Origin of the sequence: Peribacillus sp. NPDC096447 (assembly GCF_044762725.1) — a bacterium.
Taxonomy (GTDB): Bacteria; Bacillota; Bacilli; order Bacillales; family DSM-1321; genus Peribacillus.
The window spans coordinates 48,070-66,123 of sequence record NZ_JBIWEV010000001.1 but is presented as its reverse complement, the minus strand read 5'-3'; the positions used below and the strand labels follow the sequence as shown (position 1 = coordinate 66,123).

Annotated in this window: 16 protein-coding genes; 12 read left to right on the top strand and 4 right to left on the bottom strand. The window is 35.1% G+C overall.

Features of this window, described 5'->3' with window-relative positions; genetic code table 11:
* Positions 1-9 precede the first annotated feature (9 nt).
* Positions 10-645: an FMN-dependent NADH-azoreductase gene (locus ACIQZD_RS00340; protein ID WP_402897166.1), complete on the top strand. Its 636-nt coding sequence runs from the start codon at positions 10-12 to the stop codon at positions 643-645.
* Positions 646-1,147: 502 nt separating this feature from the next.
* On the opposite strand, the gene ACIQZD_RS00335 is transcribed toward ACIQZD_RS00340, so the two are convergent.
* Complete coding sequence (locus ACIQZD_RS00335; protein WP_402897164.1) at positions 1,148-1,909, bottom strand: MBL fold metallo-hydrolase; 762 nt, start codon at positions 1,907-1,909, stop codon at positions 1,148-1,150.
* Positions 1,910-2,026: 117 nt separating this feature from the next.
* Between ACIQZD_RS00335 and ACIQZD_RS00330 the strand changes: the two genes are divergently transcribed.
* The 3 genes from ACIQZD_RS00330 to ACIQZD_RS00320 all read left to right on the top strand — a co-directional run bounded on the left by ACIQZD_RS00330 (position 2,027) and on the right by ACIQZD_RS00320 (position 4,107).
* Positions 2,027-2,452 carry an Lrp/AsnC family transcriptional regulator gene (locus ACIQZD_RS00330; protein ID WP_402897162.1) on the top strand — a complete coding sequence of 142 codons (426 nt, stop codon included), beginning with the start codon at positions 2,027-2,029 and terminating at the stop codon, positions 2,450-2,452.
* Positions 2,453-2,798: 346 nt separating this feature from the next.
* A complete protein-coding gene (locus ACIQZD_RS00325; RefSeq protein WP_402897160.1) occupies positions 2,799-3,425 on the top strand; it encodes a fumarylacetoacetate hydrolase family protein in 627 nt (208 codons plus the stop codon).
* A gap of 253 nt (positions 3,426-3,678) precedes the next feature.
* On the top strand, positions 3,679-4,107 hold the full coding sequence (locus ACIQZD_RS00320; protein ID WP_402897158.1) for a MarR family winged helix-turn-helix transcriptional regulator: 429 nt from the start codon (positions 3,679-3,681) through the stop codon (positions 4,105-4,107).
* Positions 4,108-4,622: 515 nt separating this feature from the next.
* Here the strand turns inward: ACIQZD_RS00320 and ACIQZD_RS00315 are convergent.
* Positions 4,623-4,790, bottom strand: a complete 168-nt coding sequence (locus ACIQZD_RS00315) for a hypothetical protein (protein WP_402897157.1) — start codon at positions 4,788-4,790, stop codon at positions 4,623-4,625.
* Between the two features lie 224 nt (positions 4,791-5,014).
* Here ACIQZD_RS00315 and ACIQZD_RS00310 point away from each other — a divergent pair, with 224 nt between their 5' ends.
* Both ACIQZD_RS00310 and ACIQZD_RS00305 read left to right on the top strand, forming a co-directional pair.
* On the top strand, positions 5,015-5,959 hold the full coding sequence (locus tag ACIQZD_RS00310; RefSeq protein ID WP_402897155.1) for a sporulation protein: 945 nt from the start codon (positions 5,015-5,017) through the stop codon (positions 5,957-5,959).
* A 383-nt stretch (positions 5,960-6,342) separates the two neighbouring features.
* Complete coding sequence (locus ACIQZD_RS00305) at positions 6,343-6,570, top strand: hypothetical protein (RefSeq protein ID WP_214788956.1); 228 nt, start codon at positions 6,343-6,345, stop codon at positions 6,568-6,570.
* Between the two features lie 375 nt (positions 6,571-6,945).
* On the opposite strand, the gene fabF is transcribed toward ACIQZD_RS00305, so the two are convergent.
* A complete protein-coding gene (gene fabF, locus ACIQZD_RS00300; protein ID WP_402897151.1) occupies positions 6,946-8,181 on the bottom strand; it encodes a beta-ketoacyl-ACP synthase II in 1,236 nt (411 codons plus the stop codon).
* 121 nt (positions 8,182-8,302) lie between these two features.
* Between fabF and ACIQZD_RS00295 the strand changes: the two genes are divergently transcribed.
* From ACIQZD_RS00295 to ACIQZD_RS00275, 5 genes are all read left to right on the top strand, one after another.
* A complete protein-coding gene (locus ACIQZD_RS00295; RefSeq protein WP_402897149.1) occupies positions 8,303-9,157 on the top strand; it encodes a helix-turn-helix transcriptional regulator in 855 nt (284 codons plus the stop codon).
* 414 nt (positions 9,158-9,571) lie between these two features.
* A complete protein-coding gene (locus ACIQZD_RS00290; RefSeq protein ID WP_402897147.1) occupies positions 9,572-9,877 on the top strand; it encodes a hypothetical protein in 306 nt (101 codons plus the stop codon).
* A gap of 1,107 nt (positions 9,878-10,984) precedes the next feature.
* Positions 10,985-13,729 (top strand): DUF3289 family protein, encoded by a 2,745-nt coding sequence (locus ACIQZD_RS00285; protein ID WP_402897145.1) that lies wholly within the window; start codon positions 10,985-10,987, stop codon positions 13,727-13,729.
* Positions 13,722-14,243 carry a hypothetical protein gene (locus tag ACIQZD_RS00280; protein WP_402897143.1) on the top strand — a complete coding sequence of 174 codons (522 nt, stop codon included), beginning with the start codon at positions 13,722-13,724 and terminating at the stop codon, positions 14,241-14,243. Before ACIQZD_RS00285 ends, ACIQZD_RS00280 begins: the two co-directional genes overlap by 8 nt.
* Positions 14,244-14,613: 370 nt before the next feature.
* Positions 14,614-14,880, top strand: coding sequence for a CPCC family cysteine-rich protein (locus ACIQZD_RS00275; RefSeq protein WP_402897141.1), 267 nt, complete (start codon positions 14,614-14,616; stop codon positions 14,878-14,880).
* A gap of 378 nt (positions 14,881-15,258) precedes the next feature.
* Here the strand turns inward: ACIQZD_RS00275 and ACIQZD_RS00270 are convergent, their stop codons facing one another.
* The gene (locus ACIQZD_RS00270; RefSeq protein WP_402897139.1) at positions 15,259-16,716 is read right to left on the bottom strand and encodes a S8 family serine peptidase; all 1,458 of its coding nucleotides are present in this window, start codon (positions 16,714-16,716) and stop codon (positions 15,259-15,261) included.
* 554 nt (positions 16,717-17,270) lie between these two features.
* Between ACIQZD_RS00270 and ACIQZD_RS00265 the strand changes: the two genes are divergently transcribed.
* Entirely contained in the window at positions 17,271-18,044 is a 774-nt protein-coding gene (locus tag ACIQZD_RS00265) for an amino acid ABC transporter substrate-binding protein (protein ID WP_402897137.1), read from the top strand.
* Positions 18,045-18,054 lie beyond the last annotated feature (10 nt).

Sequence of the window (18,054 nt, the reverse complement as noted above, 5' to 3'; positions counted from 1 at the left end):
GGATACAGAATGACAAAGGTATTGTACATCACGGCTCATCCTCATGATGACAAGCAATCTTACAGTATGGCCGTTGGAAAAGCATTTATTGACAAGTATAAAGAAGTAAATCCTAGCCATGAAATTGTGAATATTGACCTTTATAAAGAAAATATTCCTGAAATTGATGTGGATGTTTTCAGCGGTTGGGGGAAACTTCAATCTGGAAAGGGCTTTGAAGAACTCTCGTCGGAAGAGAAAGCAAAAGTTAGTCGACTTTCAGAGTTATGTGAGCAATTTATAGCAGCCGATAAATATATATTTGTAACACCTTTATGGAATTTTTCATTCCCGCCAGTAATGAAGGCATATATTGATTCCGTTGCTGTTGCAGGTAAATCATTTAAATACACCGAACAAGGCCCAGTTGGTCTTTTAACTGATAAGAAAGCCTTGCATATTCAAGCTCGTGGTGGTATTTATTCAGAAGGACCAGCAGCTGAACTGGAAATGGGTCACCGATATCTAAATATCATTATGCAATTCTTCGGAGTGCCTTCCTTTGAAGGTGTATTCGTTGAAGGACATGCAGCAATGCCTGATAAAGCACAAGAAATAAAAGAAAATGCAATAGCACGAGCAAAAGATTTAGCTTCTACTTTTTAAATCAAAGGGCCAACAACTTGTTGGCTCTTTTTTGTCATAATGAAATGGTTAAATGTGGATTAATTCTCACTTCACCAATCGGTTTTATTTAGTCGGTTAGTTGTTAAGCGGTGCCTTGGTAATAAATATTGTGCTCAAAAAGTTTTGAGATCCCAAATGAATTCATTTTTAATGAAAATAGCTGGTAGGGTAGTGTCAATGATAGATGATGGAAAAGTTAGAGATAATAGGATTTTCCACTATTATGAAAAAATAGATCAATACTTAGATATAAGAAGAAACTAAAAAAGACCCATTAAAGGGTCCCGTGATTAGCTAAATTGATTAGTTTAGAATACATAGTTATCTGTTTAATGAGTTAGGCGTTAATGCCAAGTTGGCGGAGAATGTCATGCGATTCAACATGAGAAGATCTCTTGTTGAATCGCATCGCTTCATAAAAACGAGTCACTAATTCCTTATTTGCTTCAACTGACATGATGTCTCTCCTTATCACCAACAATTATAATGTGTAGGATTCACCATCATCTGGTACTAAAACAGAAGAAAAAATTTCTTTTTCATCAATAAAGCGTTTTAATTCTTCTCTTGATAATTCCCAGTGGTTGACAGCTTCCATATGGACTACAATAATTTTGGCGTTAGGGGCAGCCATGTACACTTCATAGATATCCTCTTTCCCCATGACGAGAGAACCGCCTTCAAAGAATTGATTATTTCCACCATTTACAACAATGATTTCTGGTTTGTGTAAATCAATGACTTCTTGGATTGCGTCATACCATACCGAATCTCCAGCTATATATAACGTTTTTTCATTTGAGTGTTTGAAGACCACCCCACATACTAAACCAGCAAGTTTTAAGATTTCTCCTCTTCCATGCTCGCCTTTTGTTTTTACTAATTGAATGCCTTCAAAGGCGGTATCTTCTTGTAATACTTCTATATTTTTGAAACCAGCTTTTTCAACTTCTGTGGCATCAACTTCGTTCTGGACAAACATTTTGATATCTTTCGGCAATACTTCTTTGGCCACATCATCAAAGTGGTCTAGATGCAGGTGAGTGACAATGACGGCATCTATATCATGAATGATATTTTCTATTAATGTTGGTAAACTAACTAATGGATTAAATTGATCTTGTCTTAATGAATTTGGGAAGGGTGGGTACGCACCTTTCTCAGCTAACATCGGATCTATTAAAAACTTTTTGCCTGCATATTCGACAACGAGTGTGGCATTTCTAATTTGTTTAATATTCATCTTTATCTCTCCTTTTCTTTGAACTGCATATAGTTTATACTATGGCCAATTGCCAAATACATATATAAAATCAAGTCTTTTGGCCATTTGACTTGATAATTGAAAGGATTTGAATAAATGTTAGATAATACGGATGCGGGTATCTTGAATGAACTATCCAAAAACAGTCGAATCACGATGAAAGAATTGGGGGAGAAAGTCCATTTGACTGGTCAAGCAGCTGCATCTAGAGTTGCCAAATTAGAGGATAATGGAGTGATTGAAGGGTATACCATTCAAGTTAATCAAGTAAAATTAGGATGTTTCATACATGCTTTTATTACAATCATTATACAAAGCACTTATCATCAACCTTATTTGACGTTCATAAAAACACAGAAACAATACATAATACATAACCATAAAATCAGTGGAGATGGTTGTTACCTTCTAGAATGCAAATTTCCATCTAATGAAGTATTAGATGAATTTTTAGGAGACTTAAACAAGCATGCGAATTACAAATTATCGATTGTAATCAATAGTGCATCAATTAATACTTAAACAACGATTTTGAACACCGTCCGAATAAGAGGACGGTGTTTTGTGTGGTTTATGAAACAAAGTTTAAAAACTTTATAAAGGAGAAAGAAGGGAAGGCACCACAAATAGTATGTTCCATCAAAGGAAGCTATCCCTTTTGAAAAATCCAGCCCACTTCATTATACGAACAGTAAAATTAAACAATTTGGATTTCTTTATTATAAGTATAACGGTTGTATAAAAAATCAGAAAAATATAAAATGTATTTAAATTAGAGTTTTTTTATTTTCAAATTGTAATTTGGAAGACTATTAAAACATCTATTTTTCGAAGCATTAAATTTATTAAGAAAAGAGTGAGTTTAATAATGAAAGACATTAAAAATATCTATTGTGTAGGTCGAAACTATGCCTTGCATGCAAAAGAGTTGAATAATGAAATACCAACTTCCCCTTTTTTATTTTCAAAACCGACTCATTCGCTTGTGGAAGCTAATGGACAGTCAATCACGTTGCCGAGTAATCAGGGTTCCGTTCATTTTGAAACTGAACTTGTCATACATATCGCAAAACAGTACGAATCAGGAATGAAAGTAGATGAAATAGTAGATGCCATGGCCATTGGGTTGGATTTAACACTTAGAGATGTTCAATCACAGTTAAAACAAAAACAGCACCCTTGGCTTTTGGCTAAAGGATTCAAAAATTCAGCAGTTGTAAGTGGTTTTATTTCGTTTCCAGGTGTCGAAGCATGTAAACAATCAGATTTTTCCCTTTTAAAAAATGGAAAGCGTGTACAAGTCGGAAATATTAAAGACTTACTTTTTGATTTGCAAACCATTATAGAATTTACAGCAGAGCATTTTGGGCTTGGAAAAGGAGATATAATTTTTACCGGTACTCCAAGCGGCGTCGGTCCTCTTTCAGATCAAGACAAGCTTTCACTTAACTGGGGTGGAAATGAATTAGGATCCTGTTCAGTTACAATGCGTTAATGAATAAAAGCAGTCATTTAGACTGTTTTTTTTTTATGGAATAACTCAATCTTAGACAAAAAGAAGAAACTCGTCTAAAATGAGAAGAACCATATAACATACATGGAAACGGCCAATATGGCACGCACTTTTCAAATAAGTATGACCATTAAATTCTGGTTTTGGAGTATTTTTAGAACTATTTATATGCCTTATGAAAATCAATTTAAGTGCCATATTTTAATTATATAGGATAGAACAGGGTGGAATGTGCATGAAAAACAACCAAGAAAAGAAGTATTTAGATAATTGGCTATCTCTTACTAATATTCAAATGAGCATTACGAATGAGCTGGAAAGTGCTTTGCAAAATAATCATAACCTTTCGTTAAAAGAATTTTACGTTCTTTACTTTTTATCCAAAACAAGCGATAAACAATTGAGGCTGCAACAATTACAAGAGATGGTAGGATTAAGCCAAAGTGCTATATCTAGGCTGGTAGTCAGGCTAGAAGCAAAAAGCTGCGGCGTATTACAAAGGCAAATATGTGAAGATGATCGTAGAGGTATCTACACAAGTTTAACTACAGTAGGAGAAGAAAAACTACAAATTTCCTTAAATACGGTTCATGAAATTCTGCACTCTGCTCTTTCAAAAGGAAACCTTCAAGAGGAATTACAATCCTTAATCAGGAAATTATAATATGGATCTTATATCTCTTAAGTAATAAGTGAAGGCGGTTATTTCTATATCTGGGATAGGAATATCCCTTTAGCCAGTAAGGCAACTATGAACGGATCAGTTGAGAAAGAGAGAAGTGATAATACGTAATTAAATGTAAGCGCATGCATTTAAGGGGATGAAAGGGGTTTGTTTGACCAGCGAGGATAAGTTAGAGGCCATGGCTATAAAGTAATGGGGAAATCGGGAATTTGACCATTTCAAAATAGCTTATCAAAGATGATGTTCTTGTTTTTAAAGTACTTTCAAAATTGTTAGCCCCTGGCATTTTTTTTGAGCGAAAATTAAACTCTCTCTATATGCTTCGTCGTACAGTTGCTGGTTTTCACCATAAATAAACAATAATCTATATTATTCGCATCACTTTATTCCTTGTTCCTCAAATAAGTATCTTTCTTTCTATCATGTCCCTTTTTTGCGCTGGAGAAGAGAAGAGTGATACACCATTTCACCACATTCAATCGATAAAAGGTTTATCAAAGGTTAATTCGATAAGAACCAAATATCACTTGTGTTTGTACATAATAGCCATGCATCACCAATGCATTATACAACCGTCTTTCAATGGGTGACCCTAACTTGCTGTATTCAGTCAGTGGGACATCCTTTGGTTTTTCACCTATTTCATGAAAAGTAAAGTCCAATAGTCCATCACCACCATCATCAGAACAAAGATGATGTACTCCATTATCATCTGAAGATCACCTACTGCGATAAAATCATTTGAAACCAATTTCATTTTTCGACGTAATACTATCAGGGATAATTAAGAAATCTCATGAAATACAAATAGATTTCTTGTCTTTTCTTATTACGCCCCATTTTACATATAAATACTAATAGAGGTTTGACGAAGGGAAGAGGAAGCATGTTCAAAAAAATATTAGCAAGCTTAGGAAAAGGAGCAGCAACTGTAGATTTACAATATGATAATCGTAATTATCAAGCTGGAGATAGCATTGTAGGGGAGGTAGTCATTCAAGGTGGTGAAGTGGAACAGAAAATCAATCAATTGACTGTCCGGTTGATGATGAGTGTGGTATTAAAGCAAGGAAGCGTTTCTAAGGAAGTTGCCCATATACCATTAGTTAATCGAGAGTGTATTCACCCCAAAGAACGTAAGGTCATTCCGTTTCATTATGTCCTACCTACGAATATACCTATTTCAAGGGGAACTGTTTCATACTATCTGGATACACATCTTGATATTGAGGGCGGAGTTGATCGTAAAGATGTAGACCGGCTGGTCATCCAATCCCAGAAATCTATCACATCCATTTTTAATGCAATGGCTCAATTAGGTTTTCGCGAGACAGCAAACTCGGGTAAACTCGACCAATATGGACAGGAATTTGCTTTTTTTCCCACTCAACAATTCATGGGACAGGTAAATGAAGTTGAAATGCGGTTTGCCAATGAAGAATCAGGTATCCGGGTCTGGATGGAAGTTGACTGTAAAAGCGGCTACAAGGAAATTGAAGCAAAACGTGAGTTTTATTTAAATCAGAATGATCTCGAGAATGAAGCCGATCTTCATAAACTACTTGGAAAATATATATCGGAAACTATTGATCAGCCTTATGCTTTTACACAGCCGTTCTCTTATTCCACAAACCATCATCATGGTCGCGCTTCCCAGTTAGGAAACGCTTTACCAGGAATGGTTGGTGGATTAGCAGTGGGTGTTTTAGGGTCGATGTTATTTACTGAGATGATGGATGGTTTTGATGTTGAGGAAATGTTTGAAGAAGCAACAGAAGATCTTGATGGGGGATTTGATTCATTTTTTGATAGTGGGGATGGGGAATCCTAAAAATAATTAGGTTGTTTTTTATAGAATAAAAAAAGTCCCACTAATCAGTGCTTGGGTAAGAATTGGTAGACAAGCGTTACTTACTTTGATCAGTAAGTAACGCTTGTTTTAATGTTGTTTTGCCAGGAGGGCACATTTAATAGTGCAACTTGCTTCCTTTTGCATATGCTCCGATTTTCCTCTAAACCGTAGTTTTTTTGCCTATTAATACTCCTATATTAAGACAGGTTTTATCAACAGCCTGAAATCTCCATTCTTCACCGTAGTAAAGCGTTCATCTCCTGCATATAACCCTTCGGTTTTTGATTTTGCGTGAAAAAAATGAATAAACAATCATATAAAGCCAATTCTATATACAAGAATGATAAAAAGGAGATTACATCGTGAAGCCATATGAAATAAAAAATATGATTATTGATGACGAGTTTGATGGTGAAGAATCGGTTACAGCTGATTTTACTCACAATGATAAAGATTATAGCATTACTTTTAAAAAAGAAGATCTTGAAATAATTAATACATGGGTTTTTGAGGATGGTTCATCTCTTCCAGCAAATTTATCAGGTACAATCATTGAATCGATAAGGGAAGATATTAAAAAGAAAATCTAGTCATTTGCACTAGATCTTTTTTGTGGTCATTTTCTTAATCGAAGAAAAATTTAGCCTTGTTTATTATTGATGAAAAAAGATAATGAAGAATTATTGCTTGTGGTGCAATACCAATAAGAGTGGAATAAGCATTATATAACTAAAATGTTTACTTCAGAAACTATCGTGGACAAGGAATCTTAACTGTTTTGTTAACTAAATTAGTCGATGTAGCAAAAGGTAATTGGGAAATATGACTTAATGAACAAGAGACAAGCCCTTAATTGATGAAAAAAGGGCTTTTTCACAGTTAATTACCTAAAAGACCCATTAAGGTAACTAACTAAAGTTTCTCTTGAGGATCTTTAATTTTAAAAATACGATGCGAAAGTTAATTCACTGGTATTTTTTTAAAACGATTGCTGCATTATGTCCTCCAAAACCAAATGAATTGGATAGACCAGTACTTATTTCCACCTTACGGGCAATACCCGGTACATAATCTAAATCACATAATGAATCAGGCTTTTCTAAGTTGATGGTTGGAGGAATAATTCCTTCCTGTAAACTTTTTGCCAAAGCAATTGCTTCCACGCCTCCGGCTGCTCCTAACATGTGACCAAGCATAGATTTATTAGCTGTTATTGGGATTTGATAAGCTTTTGATTCAAATAGTTTTTTAATTGCTAGTGTCTCAGAACGATCTCCAACTTCTGTACTTGTTGCATGAGCGCTAATGACATCAATCTCTTCAGGAGAAATTTTTGCGTTTTTCAAAGCCATTTTCATTGCAAGATAGGCTCCTTTGCCTTCTGGGTGTGTAGCTACCATATGATAGGCATCAGAACTTGCACCATACCCAATGACTTCTGCATAAATTTTTGCATCTCTGCGTAAAGCATGGGACAAAGATTCCAAGATTAAAATTCCTGCTCCTTCTGACATGACAAATCCATCTCGATTTACATCAAAAGGACGGCTAGCTTTAGTTGGATTATCGTTTCTCGTTGATAATGCTGTAGCATTGCCAAAACTAGCTAAAGATAAATCTGTTATAGCTGCCTCTGCTCCTCCTGCAAAAACGGCATCAGCTTCTCCAAAGCGAATAAGTCTGAATGCTTCACCGATAGCTGTATTACCGATCGCACAAGCAGAAACAGGTGACATAGTAGGCCCCATTGCGTTCCATTTGATACTAATTTGGGCTGCAGCAGCATTAGAAATCATGGCTGGTACCAGGGTGGGACTGACCCTTCTTGGACCTTTCTCTCGAAGGGTGTCCACATTATCAATCAATGTTTCAATTCCTCCTATCCCCGAACCAACATATACGCCAAGTCTTTCTAGATTGATATCATCAATATCTAATTTAGAATCAGTCCAAGCTTGTTCAGCAGCAGCCAAAGCAAATTGAGAAAAGCGATCTAGACGGCGGGCTTCATTTTTTCCTAAAGTATCATCTGCATTAAAATCACGAATAATTCCTGCAATTTTTGCTTTATGGTTGCTTACGTCAAATGTATCAATAGAGGAAATGCCTGACTTACCTTCAGTCAGATTTCTCCAAAATTTTTCTACGTTGTTTCCAATAGGAGAGACTACTCCCATTCCGGTAATAACGACTCTTTCCATTTTTCATCACCCCAAATGAATAGTATACTTGTATTATACTTTGGGGTTATCCTATTACAAGTGAGTGTTTATCCTGGTATAATAACTACCCGGTTAAATTGTTATGATGGAGGATTTAGAAATGAATGATAAAACCAGACTTGAAGCTTTGTCTTCATTTTTGAAAACGAAGCGATCCCAAATTAAGCCTGAATCTATAGGTATACCTGCTGGTACACGGAGAAGAACACCTGGCTTACGAAGAGAAGAAGTTGCACATTTGGCGGGAGTTAGTACTACTTGGTATACGTGGTTAGAGCAAGGTCGGGATATAAAGGTCTCTACAAGCGTATTGGATTGCATATCTACAGCTCTGCAATTAAATAATGATGAACGGGAGTATCTATATGATTTAGCTTTAGAAGTGAAATCATCCATTATTCATCAAAAGAAGGATCAGCCAAAACTTAGTCCTTCTTTGGAGAGAATTTTAGCTGAGTTAACGTATTGCCCTACTATCATTACAGATCGACATTGTCATATTGTAGGGTGGAATAATGCTGCTTCTCATGTATTTTTAGATTTTGAACAACTCCCGGACGACCAACGAAATTTGATCCATCTAATATTTACAAGAAAAGAATTAAAAGCATTGGCTGTGAATTGGGAGCATTTTGTTAAAGGATTTCTTGCCATTTTTCGTGCCTATTATGGTCACTACTTAGGGGATGAATGGTATAGCCTATTTATTAATGAAATGAGTGATTCTCACCCGGAATTTCAATCTTTATGGCAAGAAAGTCAAGTGAGCAAAGCTCCAGAAATGATGATTGAATTTAGACATGCCAAAGCCGGAAAGATGCTGTTTAATTTAACTTCTCTCCAAGTCCAGGGGGACATGGACTTAAGGTGCAGTATCTATACACCAGTAGAGGGAACAGCTACGGAAGATAAATTAAAACGATTAATGAAGAAAATCTCCATTGAAAGTTCATAAACCAGCATATCTACTGTCTTTGAAATAATATTCACAAAATACTTCAACTAACAGGTGCTTTACTTCAATAAGGCAAGTTGCTGAGGCAGCCTTTTTCTTATGGCACTAACGGGACAGTTAGTTTTATAAGTTCAAATGATAAGATAAATAAATAATGGCGAATATAGGGGCGATTCAAAATGGATAACTGGAGAAATAATACGGTTTGGTTTGAACAAATGCCAGATAATATTCAGTCTTACTTAAACTTAAAAGAAGATAAGTTTAATGAGATGCAGCTTGAAAAATATTGAGTAGTTAACTTTTTGGCATCATAAAAAGAATAAGCTGGGCAACTTTGTTGGTATTCCTGAAAATCTCCTCTAACTAGAATTAAACTGGTCTAATATACAAGATTTCCTTGGGATAGAAAAAATGAATAAATTAAAGCGTTTAGAATTACATTATTGTACAAATTTACAAGATGATTTTGGTATGTCTGGATTAGCCAATACGCTAGAACATTTACATATTAATCAATCAAAGAAGTTTGTACCAAATGAAGAATTATTTTCTCTGACAAATCAAAAAGGTGAACCAGTAATTTTTACTGGTCAACCTTATAATACGGACGCACCCGTTAGTTCATTAACAATTGAGTTAATAAATATATCTAAAAGTCTCATATTTTCCATACTTGATAACAGTTTTAAATTCTTCTCCACCATTTTTATCCTTTAACAAAGCATCCATCTTATCATCTTTAATATTGTAATGTCTCTTATTCAGAAAGCCTACACTTCGGATTGTTGGATGGTCTAAAATTGGTGATAAGTCACCATCTAGCACATTAGTATCAACAAATCTAAAGTCAATTAGGTTAGGGAATTAATTTAAAAATTTCAAATTATCAAGATTACCGCAAGAATTAAGGCCCAGAACCCGTGAAGGTCTTTTTTGTTCGTAGATCAGTTACATAGTAAACCCTTAATGGCTAAAGAAATGAAACCTAAAATTGTACATAGTGTGGATTTAAAGTAAATTCACGTTGTTTATAAAAAAAATGCGATATTTTGAATAAAGTCGCTATGTTTGCAAAATTTTACGATGATTTGCCCCTTTGAATGGTTATCTAAAGGGGTTTTCTTATAGGGAAAGGAGAGTACATATGAATCAAAAGGTGGATTAGGGAATTGTTGAGTAATAGTAGAGTTGTTCCGTTAAAGGGCCATTTTCTTGAACAAAATTTTAAAGAAATCTCTAAAAAAAGATCATTAATTCATAAGTCTGATAAAAATATATAGGAAATTTTTACCTTATAATCCATATTTTTAATCTGTAAACTAATACTTAGTTGAAAAAATTATTTTTTGGGGAGGAAAGGAGAGAAAATGAATTTATCCCTCAAGGAACTATAAGAGCTGTTACTGTTTATTTTATGCCCTTCAATGCTTTTTGCATTTTCGGCACAGTCTAAGGAACAAAAAGCATCATCCCCTGACAGGTTTCATATAAACGGTTGAGGAGCTAAACGGTATTCATTCATTGGTTTACAGTCCGAAAATATATTGGGTCAAAGATTTATTTATGTTGGGTAAATTAAAAAAGACAATGCACTAGGGGTCTTTCTGATTTAGTTAATTTCAGAATATTCAGCATTCATGTTGTTTGGTGTTAATTTCCATTTATGCTTTTGATTGGTACTAACTAGTTGCTATTAGAAAATAACAATTGTAAAGGAGTTGATTTAATGACATTAACTCAAGGATTTTGACAATATTTCTTTGGATGGGAACCATGATATCGTATATAGGTTAAATTAATATTTTTATAGAGGTGATTATCACGTTGAAAAATAAAGTAAAAAGTATATTGAGTTTTTTATTGATCTTTGCAATGATTTTCGGCGGAATTGGGCAAGCGGTGGTTGCCAAGGGCAATAATTCTAGTGAGCAAAATGTAAAACAGTGGTTAAGTGAATATGAATTCTATGAGGACACCAGAATTGCAAAAATCTATGATCAAATTGCAATAAATGAATTAAAGCGTTTCTCGACAGTCATAAAAGAAACGAATGCTAAGTTCGATTCTAAACTGATAGCGGAATTTGATGAAATCGGAGACTATAAACAAAAAGATATTAATGAACTTGATGTACTTCAACAATTGATTAACCAATATGAACAAGCTGTTCAAGAGGAGTATATACATGAGTCGGTTCTTAAAAGTGATCGGCTCTTGGAAATCAAACATAAGTTAACCATATGTCTATGGGGGTATGTAACAAAAAACGATTTTAATGAACCAACTGAAGTATTACTTGCAGATATACTCTTTAATTTTTACTTATCGGATAAAATTGTCAATAAAAATGCTATCGGCATCTTAAAGGATATCTCCGATCAAGCAGATCACAAAGGAAATAAACTAAAAGCTCATTTGAATAACGCTGGGAAAATGTCTGAAAAAGGTAATGAGTTTCTAGAAAAAGATCTAGCTGTCCCTGCATCAAAATCCTATCAAAATGCATATAAACAAGTGTTATTCGGACTTGAAAAAGCAGGCTATTCAATTAACACAGAATTCTTTGAATCTACCTCTGAAACGGATGGTGATACTATAACAGATGGAATAGAATTCCTAGAGGGAATGAATCCATTTAAAAAGGATACAGATGGTGATGGATTGCAGGACAATATTGAATATGAGGTTAAATCATTTATTTCCCCGACAAAATATGATTCAGATCGTAATGGCATAAGTGATGCAGATGAAGATATCGATGAAGACGGCCTGAGTAATAAAGACGAGCAAGCTAATCAAACAAATTTGATTAAGGGAGATTCAGACCAAGATGATTTAACTGACGGATTTGAAGTACATCAGTTCGATTCGTTACCTAATAAGTATGATACAGATAACGATGGGTTAAGTGATGGAGATGAATATGCTTTAAAGACAAATCCGAATGCTGCAGACGGCGACAATGACGGAAGCGAGGATTCACAAGAACTCTATAAACAATCGATCAGTAAATCATTGATTCAGCCTGATAAATCAGAAATTAAAAGCGTAGAAGTTGGGTTTAGTGCAAAGGATAACATTAATAAAACGACTAGAATTAGCAGCACAAACAACATAAATATTAAAACAACTAATTTACACGGTAGTATTGGTTCTCCTGTAAGCATCAATACGCAATCAGAATTTGAGAAAGCAAGCATTCAGTTTACTTATGATGAAGCGAAGCTTGGAGACACGTTGGAAGATGATCTAGCCATCATTCGGTACAATGAAGACGAGGAAATGTATGAAAGCATTAACGCTGTGCTAGATACTAGTAAAAATACAATAAGTGTGGAAACTACTCACTTTGGTGAATATCTGGTTGTTGATAAGGCAAAATGGTTGGAGCTATGGAATCGGGAAATAGACTACTCAAGGACGCGAGATGTAGATAAAGCTCTGCTTAACAATCTTGCAACGAAGACAGTAGGTGATGTAGGAAGAGATGCCGAAGATGGTATATCAGGTGATGTAGAAATTGATATAACAGATTCGGATGGGGATGGCCTATACGACATCTATGAAATTGAAGGAATGAAAACACCGTACGGTATAATTTACTCAGATCCTAACAAGAAAGATAGTGACGGAGATGGATTAACCGATGGGCAAGAAATGGGGCAATTAAAATCATTCACCGTAGAAATTTTTGGAGTTGAAATTCATTTTGAAGGTTTCTTTCCAACCAGTTTTCCTGACCGAAAAGATAGTGACGGAGATGGAAAGTTTGATAATGAGGATTTGAGACCGTTGTACTCTGATTTTACCGATACAGAAATTTATCAATCAGATAGACCAGAAGGCTATGATGAAAATGGAAATGTAGCGAATGATATGAAAACAAATGATTATACAGAGGATGAAATAAAAGACATTAGCTGGATGTTCAGACTCCAATTACTTGAATCTTATTTCCCAAGTATTCTCTTTTATGAGTTCGAGGATATGACAACAAGCTTGTTTTCCATGGGAGATATGGAAGATGTTATTTTAGATATGATTAATCATTTTAGAGAGGGAACTGGTAAAGAGTACAGAAACCAGACTTTAACTAAAGAAGCGAGTGAGCATGAAACAACGAAAGCCTATGTTGAATTTGTCAAAAATGCCTTAGTTGATGAGCTAAAGAAAAATGGAGGTAATTTGGCAGCACTTAAGTTGGATAAAAGTACAAAGAATACAAATGAATTTTATAATTTGATACAGAGAAATGCTAGTTATCCGACGTTTAGCACATGGAGTGATCGAATAGGTGGACTTACAATTACAGTAAATGATACTTGGGGGAATACGGTATCCGTAAAAGATTTTTCTGTAGAGAATAATCACTTTAAAGGAGTCATGCGTGTTCGTTTATATGATCATTTTGGGTTGGATCGGCCAGATGTTGAGAAGGAGTATGTCAACTTAGCAGGATTCCGTTCCTGGTTTGTCTTACAGCATTATGATGAATATAATGGGAAATATAAGCCCTTTGTTACTGTAATGGAAATGGATGTACCATTTGAGGGGAAATTGAGTGATTAAAGTTAATATAAAAATTATAGTTTTAATGATTTGTATATTCTTAATTCCCTTAAACTTAATTGGATGTAAAAAGAATGATGAATCAAGTGGGAAAACAAAGATTTTCGAAATTGACAATACAGAAGAGATCTTTGGTAAAAAAGATGAAGAAGAGGTGACTGTTAAAAAGCATTATATGATTCTAAATCCACCAAAAGATCTAATAGAATTGAAAGAATTAGTTGAAAAATACAGTAAGGAACATCCAGTTGAAGAAGAAGTGAAAGTAATAGAAGGCAAAAACAGGATTTTTGATATGTCCTTTTATAGGGAAAGTGAGGATTTGCCAAGAGACTGGCAGCTTGATGAAAGTTACATGAATACAGATCGGCTGGAACATCATAAGAATGATCTAATTGCATATATAATTTGGTCAGATGCTGAACCACAAAAAGAATACAATGTTTATGATAAAAATAAGGAAGGGAAGGTAATTAAGAGGATGCATTTTATTGAGGATCAGCTTGTTGAGTGATACACAATCCATAAACTAAAAAATAAAAAAATGGAAATTGCTTTTCTTAATGAACTAAAGGGTGCGTTAGCTTTAGGTCAGAGCTGTCTTTAAGGCAGCTTTTTCTTATGGAACCAAGAAGGATTTAATACAATTTCATACTTAATTATTAATAGTGCCTCGCCCATTTGGATTGAAGGCACTATTTAGTGATTTAAGAAAAAAATGAGCCCACTTAATGAACTTTGTGAATGATTGACCTTAAACTAAAGGGTGCGTTAGCTTTTAGATCAGAGCTGTCTTTAAGGCAGCTTTTTCTTATGCAACAATCGGGCAGTTTAGTTGAAAAAGAAAGCATGGTAAAAATTCATAATAAGATTGAGGTGAGTGTATGAAATATACTTGTCCTTGCTGTGGATATAAAACATTTGACGAAGAACCAACCGGTACATATGCAATTTGCAAAATATGCTTTTGGGAAGATGATGGTGTTCAATTTCGAGACCCAGATTACGAAGGCGGGGCTAATGAAGTTTCATTAAGGCAAGCACAAAAAAACTTCGTTAAGTTTGGGGCATGCGAAGAAGGCTGTATTGGGTTTGTAAGAAAGCCAAATGAGAAAGAAATAATAGACCCTAATTGGAATCCGTTTATTTAGAGAAAGTATTTTAGCTGAAGAACGGAGCTGTCTTTAAGGCAGCTTTGTGTTATGGAACTAATGGGGCAGAATAGTTCCATAACACAAATTGGAAAATGTTTTTTTACTTGGACTAGAAACTGTAATTAAGATAAAACAAAAAAATCCCAACAATTAAGTAGGGAATGAATTTTAACTGGTGAGATGTGTTAATTAGAATATGGCTTCACGCATTTTATGTGTTTCTGTTTTTTATATTTCGGGCATATAGTTTCTTTGTTGAGCAAAGAAGCCTTTTTTTTATGGATATATTTTTGTCCAATTACTGTTCGTGTTGCAGATTCTGATCAAGAATCTTTCCTTGTACTTTTAATATTTCATCTTATTTAGTAACATAAGCTACTTCTTTATATTTTCTAATGCTCTATAAGCATTTGCTTCTCCTGAACCAAATAAAGCATCTTGTCCTTTCTTTCCATAGTCAAGAGCTGTTTGCTTAATGCGTGCCGTGACTTGGGCAGGTTTATACTCCGGATGAGCTGCCTTAATAACTCCTGCAATTCCAGCTACTTGAGGAGTGGCCATAGAAGTACCAGCATTAAACTCATATGAAGTACCTAAATAGGTAGGCCAAGTACTTAGTATTAAGTTACTTGGATCAGCCGTCGCAGGATCATTGGTTTCTGCATATTTAGGCCCATAATCTCCTCCAGGAGCTGCCACGTCAATAGCACTGTTTCCATAATTAGAGTAGAAAGCAAGCTGTTGAGTTGACCATTTTGTGGAGGCAGACACATTAATAACTCCTGGCATTTGTGCTGGTACCACAGTTGCAGGCCCTTTCACGCTCATTCCATATGGTTCATACATTTTATTTAAAAATTCGTTTACTTCCTTCTTGTCATCTAAATTTAAACTTTCATTACCACTGCCGGCTACTACAGTTACTCCATTCTTTACTGCATATTGAATTGCTCTCTTCCAAAGTAACGTTTCAGCGACTGATTTATAACTTTCTCCCTCAATTGTCATTTTGGTATTATTATAGAAACGAAGAGACATATTAATAACATCTACCTTGTCATTTGTTGCTGCAATAATTCCATTTATAATCCAAGTTGGTAATCCAAGGGCTTGCTTTGAGTATAATACGCGATAGGATTTGATTCCTAAATCTGGTCCTACACCGTTTACTTTACCATTTGCTCCAATGATTCCGGCAACGTGAGTACCGTGCCCATTGCGATCTTTTATATCAGTAGGATCACCTGTTTCAGATTCATCCATTCCAGCAGGAACAAGATTACGTCCACCTATTATATTATTCTTTAAGTCAGGATGAGACTCATCAATTCCAGTATCAATTACTCCCACCACTGCTTTATGAGTGATACTACCATCTTTATTTTTATATCCGCCTGTTTCTAAATCATATGATTTCCCGTCGTTGGTCACCCTTTGAATATCCCATTGGGAGTCCCAATAACTCTCTGAATTTTGCTGGCTGATGATACTAGACTCATAGTTATAAGGGCTGTCTGCTGTTTTGTCTAAGGTTAGGGGAATTTCTCTGTTAGCAGCTTCTATTGAAGAATTACCTTTTAGGTTTTTAAGAAAAGAAGGCTCGTCAGATTGAGCTTCTATTCCTCCAACTTCGGGAAGAACTTTGATTACTTTACCACCAGCTTTCCGTATTACCTCTTGATAATTCTCTGGTAATCCACTTTTAAAAGCTATTGCGTATGTGTCATTCATCTCCTGATTTTGACTCTTAGCTTGGGTAGGAACACCACCAACGGATAGTATCCCTGCTCCTACTGCAATCGAAAGTACCGTATGTAGAATTTTCTTTTTCATATGTCTCCTCCTATATATGGAAAATATTCATCATATACTATCTTAATATACAACAACTTAAATTCCAAGTTTTTCTAATAAATCTCATATTTAACCAAGCTAGGGTTAGATTTGAAATTTGGCACGAAAATGAAGAAAGGCATGAATTTTTGGAAGCTACCGAGTGGAAAATATAATTTGACTAAAAAATTTGCAACACAAGGTATTTACCATGTAAAAGTACATTATGAAAAAGATGACAAACATGGACATCAAGAAGAGTCCATTGAAGTAAAATAAAGTAATACTTATAGTAGAAAGACTAATGGTTGTTAAGGGTCCCGCCATTAGTCTTTTAAATCGGAAGTAGGAAAGCGAGCCGTGACCCAAGGATATAATCAAGGGCTAGTCATAATTTGAAAATATAAATCCTTTAGTATACTAATACACTAAAAAATATCGTTGACATTCATTTTTATATTGTGTTAACTTTATCTTACGATAATTTACCACTCTAATACATTAGTAAACTAAAGTACACAGAGTAATACTTAATCCAAAGGTGGTTTTTTAATATGAAACGTATAGCGACAATTATGCTGACAATAGTAGCCGTGTTTTCACTTCTTGCAGCATGTTCTTCCAAACCGGAGGAAAAAGATGAGACGTTGGTGATAGGCATCGACGATAAATTTGCACCCATGGGATTCCGAGATGAGAATAACAAAATCACTGGTTTTGATATTGACTATGCCAAAGCTGCTGCAGAAAAAATGGGGATAAAGGTTAAATTTCAGCCCATAGACTGGAAAACAAAAGAATCCGAACTAAGCAGTGGGCGTATAGACCTCATTTGGAACGGGTACACCATTACTGATGAGCGTAAAGAGAAGGTTCTTTTTACGATGCCCTATTTAAAAAATGCACAGGTGGTTGTTACACGTGAAGATTCGAAGCTTACTAAACTTGATGATTTAAAAGGAAAAGTAGTAGGTCTTCAATCGCTTTCTTCTGCATCAGATGCATTGAATGCTAATCCGGTTAAATCTAAAATCAAGACGATCACGGAATTCTCCGATAACGTATTGGCTCTAAGTGACCTTAAATCTGGCCGTGTGGATGCTGTCGTCATTGATGAAGTTGTTATTAAATATTACATGTCCAAAGAAGAAGAAACCTTTAAGATTCTTGATGAATCGCTAGCACCAGAGGAATATGGAGTAGGCGTGAAAAAGGGGAACGAAGAACTTCTGAAACAGCTTCAAGGGGCCCTTGATGAACTGAACGAGGACGGCACTGCCGCTAAAATCTCTGAGAAATGGTTCGGGGAAAATAAGGTTTTAAAGTAATTGAACGTAC